Consider the following 15,222-nt stretch of genomic DNA (forward strand, 5'->3'; position numbering starts at 1 on the left):
TTAAACCATAAGTATCACTGTTAATTTCAGGTTAAGCAAATGTTTAATGTTAATATATTAATAATTTAATCTTATATTGATGTTGAGTTAACTTTGCGCCATGAAATTCCCGCTTTATCTCTATTACGAAATACTTATCCGTCTCGAAGAACTTGTGCCCAATATTGGTGATTACCTTGCCGCTCATGAACGGGAAAATGAATGCCTGATTAAAACTACTACCGGTCAGTTAACCGTTCCTAAAACCTTATTGATGAAACAATTTGAAGATCCAAATCTCATCGCTGAATCAGAAATGGCAACCTTAAGCCAGAATTTTCAGCTTGGTGGCCGCTTATATCATCAACCATAATATTGTATAAGCTAATGTCGCTTCTACTAAAATCTTAATACAATAGTGGTAAATCGTAGTTTGAACTTTAAGCAAAATTACCTGAGCTGTTCATTTCTACTTAACATTAAGTTTAAAGTCAGTCTTTAGTTTTGTAATGGCCTTGTGCTCGTGTAGGCCTATATTTGGTTATTAAACGGATTGGTGAAAAATATACCAGTCCGTTCTTATTTAGTCATCATGGGTTTTCATAAATTAAAAACTTTATAAACCTTTAATCCGGCATGTTGCAGGTTTGTTAGCGCTGGGCGTACTCCGTCTGGAGCTAAGAAAAATACAACTTGTATAACTGAAAAAGAAATTGGAAATTTGTATGTATAACCAGTTTAAATTTAATCTGTAGACCTATTCACAGACAAGATTAATACAGCAATTCCGCTGCTTTTTATCAATAATTTTCACCATTAAGTCCACCTCAAGTCCGACTCAAGTCCGCCTTTAGTCCACGTCTTATCCACCCTTACTTCATATTATCTCCCAGTGTACGCCAATCCTGCTTCCGTAACACTTCGACACCGGGAACTAAAGTATTCAGGGATTATTGAACAATAACCAATGTTCAATAATCAATATAGTTAATGAGGAGATTGCTTAGTACCTCGCAATGACGTATTGTGGAAACAAATGAACTAATGACCAATGAACTAATGACCATTGAACTAATAACCAACGACCCAACCGAAGGCCTCCACAACACCCCTGCACCCTGCTACCGGCCTAGGAGATGCAGGAAGGAGAAAACGTTAAAGCTTCCCGGAATTAACCCTTCAACCCACCACGAACCAAGGCAACGCGTCCTGTTCCGATTTTTCGTCGGAACGCTTGTGTTGCCGCAAACAAAGCTTTAACGAATTTATCCGACTGCAGATCCAAGCCTTGATCTTTTGTTTCTTTTGTATCAAGACAAAAGAAAGGGCCCTTGCGGCGGCAAGCAAATAATCAGTTGGCAGCTTTCAGTTAGCAGTTAAACAATTAACCGATTGAACAATTTCCAATAACCAATAATGTTAACTAAGAGATTATTACGCCAAACGTCATGCTGAATTTATTTCAGCATCTCATAAAAGAGACCCTGAAACAAGTTCAGGGTGACGGTGTAGAGCATCATTTTGGTATGAGCTATTCGTCCTATTCAGCCTGTCATCCTGAGCGTAGTCGAAGGACTGACTCATCCGTCATTGCGAAGCGGGGTTAGTGCGAGCTGAAGCAATCTATATCAGTAAGTGGTAATAATTAGAGATTGCTTTTCCGAATAATTCGGAACGGGCTGTGCCTCGCAATGACGACTTGTTGAGACCAATGAACCAATGAACTAATGACGAATGAACAATTTTCAGCTAACACGCCTTTACTTTTTTATAACTTTATATTTTTAGTTCACTTAATTATTATGAACAAGAGGGGATGTCTTAATTTCAGCTAAATTATTCAATGCTGATGCTAAACTTTTAAGGAGAGACTCAATAAGGGCTGCTTTCACAAAAGAATTACAGAACAGACTCGTTATCAAAATCAAGGAAATGACCACAGGCTTAACAATTTCAGGAAGGATAAACATGGCGACAGACAGGACTAAGTTTTTAAAATTGGTTTTTAGCTTATTGATTTGTTTTTTACTTTCTTGTGAAAACAATAAAGGAGATTCTGATAAGCAGATCATAAAGGATGATAATGTTGATTTAGAGATTATTACGCGGGATAAATTGTGTGCTTATCTGATTAAATATAATAAGGAGGGCTTTGGTACGGTACAAAAAGGAGATGTTGATAATTTTGAAAACGACAAGTATTTTTTTACGAAAGTTATAACTAAACGTTCATTTTCAATAAAAGCGAAAAACAGTATTGATACGCTAAAAACAATTATTTTGAAATTAAATAAAATGAACTTCAAAAGTTACAAAATATTTGATGCTAACCATCTCCAGGTTTATGCTAAAAAAAAGAAAGTGATAGATGCTTACAGTAACGTTCCTGCTGAATATGAAGTTTTAGAAGCAATTATTATAAAAAATCTGCCCATCAAATTCGATTATAACTGTATAGAATAGATTTTTAACACACTGTACAAAAATATGGCCGAAACAAATTTTCCTTCAATATATGAACCTGAATATCCTCTTGTGCAAGCATACCGCTTGTGCTAAAATAGAAAGGGCAGGCTTATTTTATCGGGCAATGATTATATTGTGAGCAATTTGCTAAACAGCCCATTAATATGAAAACGACTACGATTACATGTATTTCTTTGATATTTTTATTCTGTTTTTCAATGTGCAAAAAGAAGGAACCTGATATCTATCCAGCCAGGATAGATATCAGGTTCGGACAAAAGTTTTATTCAATTTATGTAAAGAAAGATGGTAACTCAGAAGTAGTTAAAGGTAAGGGTAGCCTTTACACCCAAGAGATGAAAATTTCAGCTGTACAGTCTAAACTAAAATTCAGAATAGACTCCGCAAAAGTGCTCTTTGCAGTTTTGGATAAAATGAAAGAAAAGCCATTAACTAAAACTGGAAATATGACCGATTGCCCTCGAATCGAAATCTATCTTCATAATAGAAAAATCTTCGATGAATATAATTGGAACGATGAGTTTTGGCACATCGTAAGACTAATAATCACTAAACTTCCAGAAAATAGTAATCCTTTTATTGCAGAACCGTTTCCATTTTAATGAAATATAGAAGAAATACAGCATACAGAAATAATAATACCTTTATCTTCTTACAACACATTTTATAAAGAAAAATAATCTTATGTTTTTATTGGATATAGTCTACAAGCTTCTTAAGTCTTTCTTTTCTATTGTGTTATTTATGATTCTCGCATTTCTAGTATTAGGGCAGGAACCGAGCGTTAAGCAAGAAAGTAGACAATATTATTTGACTTGGTATGATAAAAATTTCAAGTATATATTGCTAGGTTTAACAGTGTTTGTTTTTATTGCCGCGATAATTCTGAATTAACAGGGTTTTGGAACAACTAATTGATTGTATTTACAATCAATTTCAAAAAATAAAATGAAAATATTTAAATACTACTACTATCGCCTTTTTACATACTTTGAAGATGGTACTGCGATTCCTTTTTTTAAAACGTATTGCGTGATGCTGTGCTTTGTTTTTATAAATATACTTACGCTATTGAAGCTAATTTTAGCACAGTTAAATCAGGAAAAATTTATGCTTTTTACAGGACAAGGATTGGATAAGCTTTGGTGGCTGTTACTTATCCTCCCGGGCTATCTATTGTTTAAATATGAACTAATTCGGTCCGGAAGTCATGATAGAATTATTGAAGAATTTAAGAATGAAACAAAAAAAAATAAATACATAAGTGCTTTTTTTACCGTTCTGTATTTTCTTATCTCGTTGAGTTTCTTTTTAGTGATTACACGCCAATTGCAATAGCATTTATGCATATTGGAATCTGTTGATTTTATATAGATTGTTCTAAAATTAAACCGTTTAGGCTATTTGGCTCAGGTAAGCTTACTGATTTAATTGTAAGGTCAGACGGCGTTAATGAAAAAGATTTTATTTAAAGTTGCCCGATTCATTTTATTCATTAGTTTTATAATTATGAAAATTAAAGTCAATATTTTCAATGTAATTTTAATTTTTGTATTCTTTGTTCTCCTGCAGAGTGGTTGCGCTCAGAATTCTTCTAAGTATCATCACGATAATGAAAGTTATAAGGAGTTGAAATTAAAATTCGATAAGAAATTGGTTTCGCATTTTCCTCTCAATCTTTCTAAAACTGGCGACTCACATTCAACGTATTCATATACTGATAGAACTAAAAATGATTTCTCATTACTTCTTTATGAATATGGAGTCGATAAAAATGAATCTGATTCCATCAGGTCGAAATTTGAAGAGCTTGCTATTGAAAAATACAAATCATCAGATTCATGTTTATTAGTTGTTAATCCATTTGAAACAAAGGAAACAAACTTTGAGCATGTTATGCCAGACATTAGTACTGATTTACGGAATAAGAATTGCCTTTTGTCAAAATTGCCTGTCCCGAATTTTGTAAATTATAACGAATACAATAATAGCAGGCCACTCAGGCTGGATAATTCTTTTGTAATTTATGTTGTTGAAAGTAAAAAAGATAATAATATTTCAAAATCGCTTGACTTAAAACCTGATCCACAGATGCCTGAACAATGGGAAAATGGATATTCGAGAGGTATTGCTTTCAGTGAAGATAAAAGTATAATTATTTATTGGACAGTGATTTGGTAGATAAATATGTTTTGTAATATAATCTGAAACAGAATAATATTGTCTAGTTCTCGAAAAAAAATATTTTGAAAAGGACTGGTGCTGGATGATATAAAAGATTAATAAATTGAGAATTGCAAATCCCACCTATCACAAATGTCCCGCTTATGCTTTAAGAGATAAAAATTTAGTAAACCCAATATTGCCAAACATTCTAACCGCTTGAATTGTATCTATTTATAAAAGATACCTAAATGAAGACTCAAAGATTTTTATTATCCATGATCCTGTTATCCTTGATCACGGCCTGCTCGAATGCCGAATTGGGATACAATGAAAAAGTTACCTCAGTTTTTCTAAACCAGATGAAAAACCTCGATGAGGACCAGAAAGTGTTCTCAGATAGTACCGCCTTGTTTCATGCAGATCGAAGCGACTCCACTTCGCTGGATATTAAGGCCGATAACCTCATTAAAAATGCAGATATGGGCCTGGCCGACCTGGCCAGTTTTAAGCCAAGTGAAAATGCCAAAGCTTTTCATGCATCTGTTACGCAGTACCTTAACAAGTCGAAACAGTATGGAACAACCATTAAGCAGATTTTGAGTTCTGCAGGAACAGAAAAACGTACAAATTACCTGCAAGCCACTCAACAATATGCCGAACTCGAAAATATGCCCGATAAGATCAGGGAGATTCAGATAGATTATCAGCAAAAAGCCGGGCTTAAATAATAATGGCTAAGCATAAAATGGTTAGTTGCGGAGATTGATATAGCGCTATCTGGCACAAGCGCCTGCTAGCTTGTGCTTAAAAATTCTGTTCTGAATACGCAGGTTCGGGAAAAATCTATACCACCATCTATAATTGGTTAGCAACTGTCATATCCAGAGAATTTATTGCTTAATGGGAAAAAGGACAAACTGCTTCTTTTCATCATATTCGACCGGCGGATAGCTTACAAAAAAGGGGATGTTGGCAAAATAACCCACTAAACCTTCACCACGAATGAGTTTTCCTTTCCGTTTCACCAGCCTTAAAGGGTCCCTGCGCCATTTTTCCTGGCCATCATGCATGTGGTAATAGTCGCCCATAAATATTGTGTCACCGTAAAGCTTACCCTTCACATCGCCCGAATCCTTCATGCCCACTGCATAGATGACTTCCATTGTACCATAAAAATCATCACCGGCAATCCTGATGCTCAGTTTTGTGGTGTCAGCTTTTCTTAGTCCAATATATTTATGTACCTCGGCATGATTGAGGTCTTTTGCTTTCTCGCTACAGGCAGTCAGTGAAAAGGAGATAAAAAATAGCAGGCATCTTAAACTAAAATAACTTTTCATCAGGGAGCATTTTACAGTGACATTTCTTCTAAGTTAATATTATTCCGTAAAATTAGGGTCAGTATTAGTAAGCCAGACTAGCCAGCCCTCAGCATTGAAGGAAATATTTTTTTAAAAAAATAACGCTTAAATAGAGGTGGTTAAGCTTTGGTTATAGTTTATGGGCTTAACAATACTTGCCTCTTTTTTCCTTATTTATTATTTTGCCAGCTGATAAACCGGACAAAACATTTTGCAGCTTTCCTTACTCGATTTCAATTTACCCTCCACGCAGGTATACAGCAGGGAAGAATTGCTTAGTGCTTCCTCGCAATTTTTACTGGCACATGTTTTTGCCGATGAATTTGAAATTACGGGACTTGAACTAAGCGGTGCAAAGGGATTGTTGTTAAAAAGACCTTCATCAAAAACCTTTTATCCCTGGATTTACGACCACCTGGCATTAATCAGCTTTTCTGCAATTGCAGGGCTTACGGTGGCCACCTACGGAAGAAGTGAAGTAGCACAGATGTACAGGGATTTTCCGGATAATGCATTGATGATGCGGGCAGATGGACTGATGCCTCATTACGAGAAATTCAGGAAATATGTGAAACCCGTAGCCAGACACTTGATTCTTGATCCGGTAGAAGTACAGTGGAATACGATATTATGCTGCTTTGACTTTCTGCTTAAAGAGGAAGCCTGGATAATGGTGGAAGCTTTAAGTGTTTTCATGGAACATAAATGGAAAGGAACATTTAGTGAAGGGGAATTAACACGCGCACTAAAGGAACTGGAAGCCTATGAGGTTTTTAAGGAAATAAAATTGACTTTCAGGGCAAAGCGTTACCCTTTGAAAAAAGTAAACTGAGGTTTAGGAAATAAATATCCTTTCACCTTCGTACGTTCAGAAGATTTTAATTGCCTTAATGCTATTTCCCTACGATTACCATTCCACCATCAGGCAATAGACTGACTTTAACCTGTCCGGATTTATCCATCTTTAAAGGTTTGCTTTGCGGTAAGCGATTGCTGTCGTCCATATATGCCGTAAGCTCAGTGCTGCTTAAAAAAGGTAGTTTTATGCTGAGGTTTTTTACCGTTTTTTCGGCATTAATAGCGGCAATATACCACTGTGCGCCATGTCGGCGGGCGATTACACAGTACTTACCGGGATAGCCGTCGATGAAAACGGTATTGTCCCAGGTAGTGGGTACATTTTTCATAAAACTCGTTACGTACGATGGCATCTCCCTAAGGTTATTTGGAGTAATACCAAAGTTCTGCACCGGGCTCTGGAACAGGATAGCAGTAGCCAGCTGAAATATTTCAGTAGTTTTTCTGATTTTACCTCCATCATTATTTTTGTTATGGTGCTTGTTTAGCAATACAGGGCCAAATTCCATTGCGCCTACGGCATTCCTGATAAAGGGATGAAGACTTGCATTGAAAGCTTCGTTATCATTGGCCTGCTGGGTAAAGATGAGGTTTTCGGAAGCCAGAACAGCTTCGCTTCCTGCATAGTTCGGGTACATTCGTTCCCAGCCGCGGGGAAGGGTACAGCCGTGGAAGATTACATGTAAGCCGAAGGTATTAGCATCAGCTAAAATGTCTTCATACAACTTCATCGTTTCCTGTTTATCTCCGCCAAAGAAATCTACTTTAATTCCTTTAACACCCATGCGCTGCATCCAGGCCATTTCTGCTTTCCTCACTGATGCAGTGTTCATCTTGTTTTTAGGGTCTTGGGGGGCGTCATTCCAATAACCATTAGAGTTGTACCAGAGGCAAATACCTACATTTTTACTTTTAGCATAAGTAATCAATTCCTCGGTTTTTTTATAGCCTATGTTTTTCTCCCAGCCACCATCTATTAATGCATATTCGTATCCCATGTCTGCAGCCAGATCGATGAATGTTTTCTGATCATTGTAGTTTATGCTGGCATCCTGCCATTCCAGCCAGCTCCAGGTAGAACGGCCAAAGGTGTAATTTTTAGTGGCTTCGTATTGGGGTTCTACCACATCGAATGGAATGGTGGTTTCTACAATAGGTTTTAGGTTGCTGCCCATTGTAATGGTTCTCCATGGTGTATTGCCGGGCAAGGGAATTGTTGGGTTTGCTGAACCGATTCCATTGTTTTCTCCCTGTGATGGAAATGCAATTTTATAACTTCCTTCTTTAGTGCCCTCACTTAATTTAGAAGCACAGTACAAGGAGTTTACACCGGTTTCTGATAAGAGTACCCAGCCTTTGTCGCCAAGGTGGAAAAGCGCCGGAAAAGTATAACCCTGACCATATTTAGAAGGAATCCCCATTGGCTGATCGGCAATATACTCTTCTTCGTAGCTCGGTTTGGTTTTCATCCAGCCAATCATAGCGGTAGCCTGTGGCGCTAAAAAGGTTGTGGTTTCAACAGGAAATTTATAACCGCTTAACTCTTCTTCAATAGTGAAGTTTGCCCGCTCACCGGTTTGCGGAACCTGATACCTGAAAGCGATATTGTTATTGCTTACACGGAAAACCACCTCCAGTTTGTTTTTCTTAATATTCTCGAAGCTGCACAGCAGCTCGTTGGCCTGATACCTTATCTTGCTGATTTTTATTTTGGGTTCTGAATAGGTTTCATCAATGCTGCGTGATTGCTTGTCAATGAGTTTTAATCCTGTTGATAAATCCATTTGAGCACCCCGAAGACCTAGCGGTGAGTCTCCAAGCATTTCTTTTCCATCCAGTGTTACCTGATAGCTCAATTTGCCTTCGTTAAGTGATAATTTAACAGTAAGCTTTTTGTCAGGACTTGAAACGCTAATGTTCTGAGCAGTAGCCACCTGGATTGTAATCGCAAATAATGTCATGAACAAGGCGATTTGAAGGTATCTCATAGAATGGTATGTTGGTTGGTTTAGACAAATATTAAGATTATTTTTTTAAATGTTATTATGACGTTTAATGTTTTCATTATTTACTTCAATATTTTTTTATTCCTCATTTTCGAAAGCATAGGATTTTGAAAATGTTTTGCTCTGGAAATACCTTTTGTGGTTTCAGTTATATCAGCTAGTTTTAGCGAATGAAAAATGAATTCTCTGGTAAAAAGCAAACGCAGCTTGTTTCTTCTTTTGATGAGCTGATTGGTACAGCCTTTAATGGAGAAGTAAATGCAATAGGCTGGGAGAGAAAACTGGATGGGGATTTTAAAGAAATAGTTGCCAATCTTCAATTTAAAGAAGCAATTACAACGGTATCAATAGATGACCTTCAAACGCTGGCACTTTCAGAAGAGGGCTGCAAAGCAAGGGCTATTATTATTGATGATATTAATTTACTGGAAGCTTTTGGTGCTGCACCTGTACTTAATTTAATCCGCAATTATCCGCGTGATGATGATTTCGATGTTTTTCCTACCGACGTTTATTCCTATCATGTAGACCGATCGCCCATCAGTACCGACACTTTTTTGTGTACCTATCATGGTTCAGTAAGTGAAATTATTCCTAATGACCAAGCAGAACAAAAGGTTCTGATTCCGGAATTCCGAAAAGAACTTGAAACCTTGTCTGATGGCTCAGAAATAGGCTTCGAAGATTTTGTGAAAGCACATTTTTATGATCTCCACTATCAGGCGAAGCCAAATGCCTCCCCAATAAGCCTGGGTACAGGTAATCTCTGGAAACTGGCTGTTGATCATCCCGGGCAAAATGTTTTGCCTTGCATACATCGAGCCCCTTTTGAAAACGAAGACGAATACAGATTGCTTTTAATCTGCTAATGCAGCGACAAAGAATTGGTTACAAGTGCTAACAACTATCTTTAAAACCTTGAGTTTTAAGAAAATCATTGCTTTGTAATGAAGCATTAAAAAATATTTATATCTTTGACCCCGAGAGCGTTAATTTAGATGAAGGGGTACGGATGAAAATCTGTATCCCTTTTTTATTTAATCGTTATTTTGAATGCTAAGCTAAAGGTTTCTCGACCTGACATCATCCTTGCTCAAAGGATAAAAAATGTTAATCCTGTTTTCCGGTGTGTAAACTTTAACCAAGCCAAATCTATTGGGCACAAAATTTGTATTTTAGGTTAAAGTAGAAATATTTAATAGTCATTTGTCTGAATTATTCTTATGCGCTTAACAATATGGATTGCAGTTTTAATTATGTTGGCGCTTGGTTGTAAAAAAAAGAGCCATGTAATTCCGGATAACCGGACGATCACAGATTCGCTTGTTTCCAACACGAGCGCTCTTTGGAGATCTGGCGAAATCGAGAAAGGATTTCTTCATATGGATTCCGCTTTCCGGTCCATACCATCACCTGGATATGGCGACTATTGGATGAAATACAAATTACTGGCAGATTTTTACCTCAACTACAGATTAGATACCACCAAAGCTCGCCAATATACCGATAGTATGTATCGCGTTATTGCTGATAAAAAACTGGTTTATAAGGATTTTTATGCACAGACTTATTTTACAGAAGGCAATTTGTTATTTCAGGAACACCGTTATTATTCTGCATTTGAAAGATTGTATTCTGGGTTGGAATTTGCCCGACAACACCTTGATCAATGTTCACAAGCGCAGTTCACTAATCAGTTAGGCTTGGTAAAGTATCGTCAGGGAAAATATCAAGAAGCCATTCCTTATTTAAAAAAGGCTTTAAATGAAAATACTTTCTGTACTAAACAAGATATATACAGTGTACACAGTATACTAAATACGATAGCACTTTGTTACGAACATACTGAAAAGCCAGATAGTGCAATAAACTATTATCACAAGGCGCTTGTTTTGATCCGTAAAGATGCGGGTAAAAGGATTGGAGATGCTGCGAGGGGTGTTGTATACGGTAATCTCGGTGGATTATTTGCCAGACAAGGTAAATATCAATTGGCCGAGCATTACTTAACACAAAGTATTTCGATAAATAACCGGCCGGGATATGAAATGCAAGATGTACTCACTGCTGAACTTAAACTTGCAGATCTTTATCTGGAAATAAAAAAATATCAGGCTGCTGACAGCCTGCTTAATCTTGCCGCCAGAGGGATAGATAAACAACAATCGCAAGGGGTAAATTTGACTGAAATCTATAGCAGGTGGCTTAAGGTAAAATGGAAATACCTAGATAAGATCGGGAAAGAATCAGCGGCATATATGGTGCTGAAAAGAATCGATAAAATACAGGATTCTTTGTCGATTGTAAACAGGGATCTACAAGCGGCTGATATGGAAATCGCTTTCAGAGAAAACAGACAGCAGCAACGCCTCGATTTATTAGCGCACGACAATGAACTTAAGAGTATTAAACTTCGCATGAGTATTGTTGTGGTGGTTTTGTTGTTGGCAATTATTTGTGTCGTTATCGTAAGTTTATGGCGCTACCGGAAACAAAATAAAAAGCTTATCCAGGCAATGGAAGAGTTGGCCGAAAGCCAGCGTTTGCTTAAAGAAAAAACTTATTTTCTGGAAGGACTTCTTAAAAACTTACCGATAATACTATACCAGATAGATGATAATGGAAAAATTACCACTTCAGTTGGAGCGGGGCTTAGCGCTGTTCCGGGGTGGAGTAATGACCAGTTAATCGGAAAAAATGCTTATTCATTAGCAGGTGACATGAAAGAAGTCTTCAATCTTGCTAGAAATGGAAGAACAGGTCGTGCTGTTAATGCTTTTTCAGTAGAAGATAAGCAGTTTTATTTTGATACCATGGTACTTCCTGATAATACCAGCAAGGGAGGTATTATTGGGTTTGCAGTCGACATTACCGAATTAATAAAGACCGGGGAGGAGTTGAAAAAGCTGAATTTATTTAAGGATAGGTTACTATCTGTCATTTCGCACGATTTACGTCAACCGCTTTCGGCCATTATGATGGTTTCGCAAATTATAAATATGCCAGGCGGAATGCTTCCCGAAGGAAAGTTAAATGAAATTGTTGTGCAATTAAGAGATACGGCAAGAAATGCTATTGGTATACTGGAGGGTGTACTGATCTGGGCGCAAAGTGAAAACAATAATTTTGATTATAGACCACAAAATATTAATCTATATCAGAACTTTGTTATGGCAAATGGCATATACATTATAAATCAGGAACAGAAAAGAATAAAAATCGAAAACAGGGTTCCTGAAAACCTTAACATTCAGGCACATGAACAAATGCTGCTGTTTATTAACAGAAACCTAATCAGCAATGCAACAAAATATTCGCCCGAAAATGGAGTAATATCAATAAATGCTATTCAAACGGAAACAGAGATTATCGTTTCTGTAAGCGACCAGGGCCGGGGAATGACAGAAAGTCAAAAAGAAAACCTTTTTCGCATTAAGCATTCCAATGCAGAATATATAAAATCTCTATCCGGCGCCGGTTTTGCCCTTAATATTTGTTTTGATATGATTATGCAGATGAATGGCCGCATCTGGCTGGAGAGCGAACCGGGGAGTGGCAGCATATTCTATTATGCATTGCCGGTGATCGCTTTAGATTAACATATCAACATATTAAACAATCACCAACCGTCCAGTTTTCGCCCTAATTTCTAAAAACTGGATCAGCCTGGTGTTAGGTGACCTAACTAAGTTTGTATCGACAATAAAGTCAAAATACAAATTTATTGAAATGAGCAAATCTATTTTTTACCACGCAGGCTGTCCGGTTTGTGTAAGTGCAGAACAAGACATTATTGGTTTAATTGGCGAATCTAATGTAGAGGTTGTAAACATCGGCGAAGACAGAAGCCGTATTGCTGAAGCTGAACAGGCAGGTATCAAATCTGTACCGGCATTGGTAACACCAAACGGTAATGTTTTACATATCAATTTCGGCGCTTCTATTGCAGACATAAAGGGATAAATTAATAGCTGCAGTGCAGTCTGTGCTGCAGCTTATCCGTATTATTAATCTTAAAAATTAAACAGAATGAGAGTAGCAGTTTGGGATACTTATGTAAAAAAACAGAATGGTGAAATTATGCATTTCGATATCATCGCTCCTGAAAGTATAAAAGATGCAGATATGATCCATAAAATGGGAAAGGCTTATCTGGCCACCAAGGGTGAGGAGGAACAACCATTGACAGCGGCAGAATGCCAGTTTTGCCACCAGGAAGTTGCTTCTGATGAAATGCTGGAAAGTATAAATCAGAAAGGTTATTTCATCATTGAAATGGAAGGATGTGATTAAAAGCACTAAAACAACAGTTGAACCAGTTGAAAGTATCGAAAATAAGATTGTAGATGCACTGGATAAATTATCGCAGGTGATGCGTACGCTTGCCTGGAAAACAGCTGTTGAACAATCTATTAGTCCTATACAGCTTCAGGTACTTACTTTTCTGCTTAATCATAGCACAGAATTAGCCCGGATTAACCGGCTTGCAAAAGAATTCAATATCTCTAAGGCGAGCATCAGCGATACCGTTAAATTATTGGAACAAAAGAAACTGGTAGAAAAAGTATACTCGCCAACTGTGGGGCGGCAGTTTATAATTCAGCTGACAACAGAAGGCTACAAAAAAGCACAGGAAGCTTCATTTTATAAATATCCATTGCTGCAACCCTTATTTACTTTGATGGCTGAAGATAAAGAAAAACTGTTTTTTACACTCAGTCAGGTTATATTTGCACTTCATCAATCTGAGCTGATCATGGGACAGCGTATGTGCCAGACTTGTAAACATTACAGGCCCGAAAGAGAACGCCATTACTGTAATTTACTTCAGCAGTACATGAGCCTTTCACAGCTTCAGATTGATTGTAATGAACATCTGATAAATTAAATAGCATAAATGTATATTTCCGACCTGATTATAAAAGATAAGACAATTGTAGCCCTTGATGAACTGTTTTTTGAAGCCCCCGTTAAAAAGGCTATTCAGCAATTAATAAAAGAATATAGCTATGCTGAAGAACTGATAAAATATGAGCTGCCGGTTAATAATAAAATCCTGCTGCATGGTGCTTCAGGATGTGGTAAAACAGCAACAGCAAAAGCAATAGCTGCCACACTGGGTAAAGAATTACTGGTATTAAACCTCAGCAATGTTATTTGCGCTAAAATGGGAGAAACAGCCCAGAATATTAAAATGGTATTTGATAAAGCCGCGAGGGAGAAATCAATACTTTTCCTGGATGAGTTTGATCAGATTGCAAAAATGCGCAGCCTTGATGATAAAGATGTAGGTGAGATGAGAAGGCTTGTTACCTCAGTTATTCAGCTAATTGATTATTATCCGCAAGACAGTATACTTATTTGCGCTACCAACCATATCGATTTTATCGATCCGGCGATTATTCGTCGTTTTCAATTAAGGATTAACTACAAATTGCCCCAAAAGGAGGTGCTCGATACTTATTATGATCGTTTATTAATGCGTTATCCTGAAGATATGCAGCATATAAACCGCATTTATCAAATTTCCTTTGCTGAAGCACGTGATCATACCCTTACAGCAGTAAAAGAACTTTTGATAAAGCAACTTGAAAGAGCGCAAAGCCTCACAACAATATGAAATCAGAAATAGAAATTAACCTGGAGGAAATCCATAAACGGATACATAAGGCTTGTAAAAACGCAGGTCGGTCTGTTGATGAAGTTAAGCTATTACTTGCAACTAAAACAGTTTCTGCACAACGAATTTCAGTGGCATTGGTAAGTGGAAACACCCTGATTGCTGAAAACAGGATACAGGAACTCAAAGAAAAATATGATGATTTAAAAGGTATTGCCCATACCAATCATTTTATAGGCCACCTGCAAAGTAATAAAATAAAAGAGCTGCTTCGGTATGATGTAGTTTGCCTGCAGTCGCTGGATAATAAAGAACTGGCAGATAAGCTTAATGCCAGACTCGAACTGGAAGATAAATCAATAGAAGTATTTATTCAGGTGAATACCTCCAATGAACAAAGTAAGTTTGGTATAAAGCCTGCCGATGCCATAGCATTTGCCCGATATCTGGCAGGTTTAAATCATTTAAAAGTAAAAGGGTTAATGACCATTGGTTTATTAAGTGGGGAAGATGATAGGGTGAGGGCTTGTTTTAAAGTTTTAAAATATGTACAACAGCAGATTAGGGAAGCAAAAATTGATGGCGTTTACGTAGATGAGTTATCGATGGGCATGAGTGGTGATCTGGAAATTGCTATTGAAGAGGGGGCAACAATTGTTAGGGTGGGCACAGCCGTTTTTGGTACCAGAACTACGCCTGATAGTTTTTACTGGAATGAATCACTTTAGCTAAATACTGAATATTA

The 15,222-nt window shown here is 37.2% G+C and carries 16 protein-coding genes; 14 read left to right on the forward strand and 2 right to left on the reverse strand.

All coding sequences use genetic code 11. The features are described 5' to 3' along the window. Window positions 1–100: 100 nt before the first annotated feature. The 6 genes from R2R71_RS19885 to R2R71_RS19910 all read left to right on the forward strand — a co-directional run bounded on the left by R2R71_RS19885 (window position 101) and on the right by R2R71_RS19910 (window position 5,360). Complete coding sequence (locus R2R71_RS19885; protein WP_316833039.1) at window positions 101–352, forward strand: hypothetical protein; 252 nt, start codon at window positions 101–103, stop codon at window positions 350–352. A gap of 1,559 nt (window positions 353–1,911) precedes the next feature. After that, window positions 1,912–2,442, forward strand: coding sequence for a hypothetical protein (locus R2R71_RS19890; protein ID WP_316833040.1), 531 nt, complete (start codon window positions 1,912–1,914; stop codon window positions 2,440–2,442). Between the two features lie 167 nt (window positions 2,443–2,609). Beyond that, the gene (locus tag R2R71_RS19895; protein ID WP_316833041.1) at window positions 2,610–3,068 is read left to right on the forward strand and encodes a hypothetical protein; all 459 of its coding nucleotides are present in this window, start codon (window positions 2,610–2,612) and stop codon (window positions 3,066–3,068) included. Between the two features lie 346 nt (window positions 3,069–3,414). Then, window positions 3,415–3,804 (forward strand): hypothetical protein, encoded by a 390-nt coding sequence (locus tag R2R71_RS19900; RefSeq protein ID WP_316833042.1) that lies wholly within the window; start codon window positions 3,415–3,417, stop codon window positions 3,802–3,804. Window positions 3,805–3,975: 171 nt separating this feature from the next. Beyond that, window positions 3,976–4,647 carry a hypothetical protein gene (locus R2R71_RS19905; protein ID WP_316833043.1) on the forward strand — a complete coding sequence of 224 codons (672 nt, stop codon included), beginning with the start codon at window positions 3,976–3,978 and terminating at the stop codon, window positions 4,645–4,647. Between the two features lie 233 nt (window positions 4,648–4,880). Continuing rightward, window positions 4,881–5,360, forward strand: coding sequence for a hypothetical protein (locus R2R71_RS19910; RefSeq protein ID WP_316833044.1), 480 nt, complete (start codon window positions 4,881–4,883; stop codon window positions 5,358–5,360). A gap of 162 nt (window positions 5,361–5,522) precedes the next feature. Here the strand turns inward: R2R71_RS19910 and R2R71_RS19915 are convergent, their stop codons facing one another. Next, window positions 5,523–5,972 carry a hypothetical protein gene (locus R2R71_RS19915; RefSeq protein ID WP_316833045.1) on the reverse strand — a complete coding sequence of 150 codons (450 nt, stop codon included), beginning with the start codon at window positions 5,970–5,972 and terminating at the stop codon, window positions 5,523–5,525. 232 nt (window positions 5,973–6,204) lie between these two features. Here R2R71_RS19915 and R2R71_RS19920 point away from each other — a divergent pair, with 232 nt between their 5' ends. After that, window positions 6,205–6,825, forward strand: a complete 621-nt coding sequence (locus tag R2R71_RS19920; RefSeq protein ID WP_316833046.1) for a hypothetical protein — start codon at window positions 6,205–6,207, stop codon at window positions 6,823–6,825. Window positions 6,826–6,886: 61 nt separating this feature from the next. On the opposite strand, the gene R2R71_RS19925 is transcribed toward R2R71_RS19920, so the two are convergent. Beyond that, on the reverse strand, window positions 6,887–8,839 hold the full coding sequence (locus R2R71_RS19925) for a glycoside hydrolase family 97 protein (RefSeq protein ID WP_316833047.1): 1,953 nt from the start codon (window positions 8,837–8,839) through the stop codon (window positions 6,887–6,889). A 188-nt stretch (window positions 8,840–9,027) separates the two neighbouring features. On the opposite strand from R2R71_RS19925, the gene R2R71_RS19930 reads away from it, so the two are divergent. The 7 genes from R2R71_RS19930 to R2R71_RS19960 all read left to right on the forward strand — a co-directional run bounded on the left by R2R71_RS19930 (window position 9,028) and on the right by R2R71_RS19960 (window position 15,205). Beyond that, window positions 9,028–9,726, forward strand: coding sequence for a DUF1826 domain-containing protein (locus tag R2R71_RS19930; RefSeq protein ID WP_316833048.1), 699 nt, complete (start codon window positions 9,028–9,030; stop codon window positions 9,724–9,726). Between the two features lie 354 nt (window positions 9,727–10,080). Continuing rightward, window positions 10,081–12,456: an ATP-binding protein gene (locus R2R71_RS19935; protein WP_316833049.1), complete on the forward strand. Its 2,376-nt coding sequence runs from the start codon at window positions 10,081–10,083 to the stop codon at window positions 12,454–12,456. A gap of 130 nt (window positions 12,457–12,586) precedes the next feature. Further along, window positions 12,587–12,820, forward strand: a complete 234-nt coding sequence (locus R2R71_RS19940) for a thioredoxin family protein (RefSeq protein WP_316833050.1) — start codon at window positions 12,587–12,589, stop codon at window positions 12,818–12,820. Window positions 12,821–12,886: 66 nt separating this feature from the next. Further along, entirely contained in the window at window positions 12,887–13,150 is a 264-nt protein-coding gene (locus R2R71_RS19945) for a DUF2024 family protein (protein WP_316833051.1), read from the forward strand. Continuing rightward, window positions 13,143–13,745 (forward strand): MarR family winged helix-turn-helix transcriptional regulator, encoded by a 603-nt coding sequence (locus tag R2R71_RS19950; RefSeq protein ID WP_316833052.1) that lies wholly within the window; start codon window positions 13,143–13,145, stop codon window positions 13,743–13,745. Before R2R71_RS19945 ends, R2R71_RS19950 begins: the two co-directional genes overlap by 8 nt. Before the next feature lie 9 nt (window positions 13,746–13,754). Further along, entirely contained in the window at window positions 13,755–14,477 is a 723-nt protein-coding gene (locus R2R71_RS19955; RefSeq protein ID WP_316833053.1) for an ATP-binding protein, read from the forward strand. Then, window positions 14,474–15,205, forward strand: a complete 732-nt coding sequence (locus R2R71_RS19960) for a YggS family pyridoxal phosphate-dependent enzyme (protein WP_316833054.1) — start codon at window positions 14,474–14,476, stop codon at window positions 15,203–15,205. The genes R2R71_RS19955 and R2R71_RS19960 overlap by 4 nt, the downstream gene beginning before the upstream one ends. Window positions 15,206–15,222: the final 17 nt, after the last annotated feature.

The organism is Pedobacter aquatilis (genome assembly GCF_032678405.1).
Lineage (GTDB): Bacteria > Bacteroidota > Bacteroidia > Sphingobacteriales > Sphingobacteriaceae > Pedobacter > Pedobacter aquatilis_A.

Bases quoted from the DNA above. Each gene is read 5' to 3' on its own strand.
- R2R71_RS19885 (WP_316833039.1), top strand. From the start codon at position 101: ATGAAATTCCCGCTTTATCTCTATTACGAAATACTTATCCGTCTCGAA.
- R2R71_RS19890 (WP_316833040.1), top strand. From the start codon at position 1,912: ATGACCACAGGCTTAACAATTTCAGGAAGGATAAACATGGCGACAGAC.
- R2R71_RS19895 (WP_316833041.1), top strand. From the start codon at position 2,610: ATGAAAACGACTACGATTACATGTATTTCTTTGATATTTTTATTCTGT.
- R2R71_RS19900 (WP_316833042.1), top strand. From the start codon at position 3,415: ATGAAAATATTTAAATACTACTACTATCGCCTTTTTACATACTTTGAA.
- R2R71_RS19905 (WP_316833043.1), top strand. From the start codon at position 3,976: ATGAAAATTAAAGTCAATATTTTCAATGTAATTTTAATTTTTGTATTC.
- R2R71_RS19910 (WP_316833044.1), top strand. From the start codon at position 4,881: ATGAAGACTCAAAGATTTTTATTATCCATGATCCTGTTATCCTTGATC.
- R2R71_RS19915 (WP_316833045.1), bottom strand. From the start codon at position 5,972: ATGAAAAGTTATTTTAGTTTAAGATGCCTGCTATTTTTTATCTCCTTT.
- R2R71_RS19925 (WP_316833047.1), bottom strand. From the start codon at position 8,839: ATGAGATACCTTCAAATCGCCTTGTTCATGACATTATTTGCGATTACA.
- R2R71_RS19930 (WP_316833048.1), top strand. From the start codon at position 9,028: ATGAAAAATGAATTCTCTGGTAAAAAGCAAACGCAGCTTGTTTCTTCT.
- R2R71_RS19935 (WP_316833049.1), top strand. From the start codon at position 10,081: ATGCGCTTAACAATATGGATTGCAGTTTTAATTATGTTGGCGCTTGGT.
- R2R71_RS19940 (WP_316833050.1), top strand. From the start codon at position 12,587: ATGAGCAAATCTATTTTTTACCACGCAGGCTGTCCGGTTTGTGTAAGT.
- R2R71_RS19945 (WP_316833051.1), top strand. From the start codon at position 12,887: ATGAGAGTAGCAGTTTGGGATACTTATGTAAAAAAACAGAATGGTGAA.
- R2R71_RS19955 (WP_316833053.1), top strand. From the start codon at position 13,755: ATGTATATTTCCGACCTGATTATAAAAGATAAGACAATTGTAGCCCTT.
- R2R71_RS19960 (WP_316833054.1), top strand. From the start codon at position 14,474: ATGAAATCAGAAATAGAAATTAACCTGGAGGAAATCCATAAACGGATA.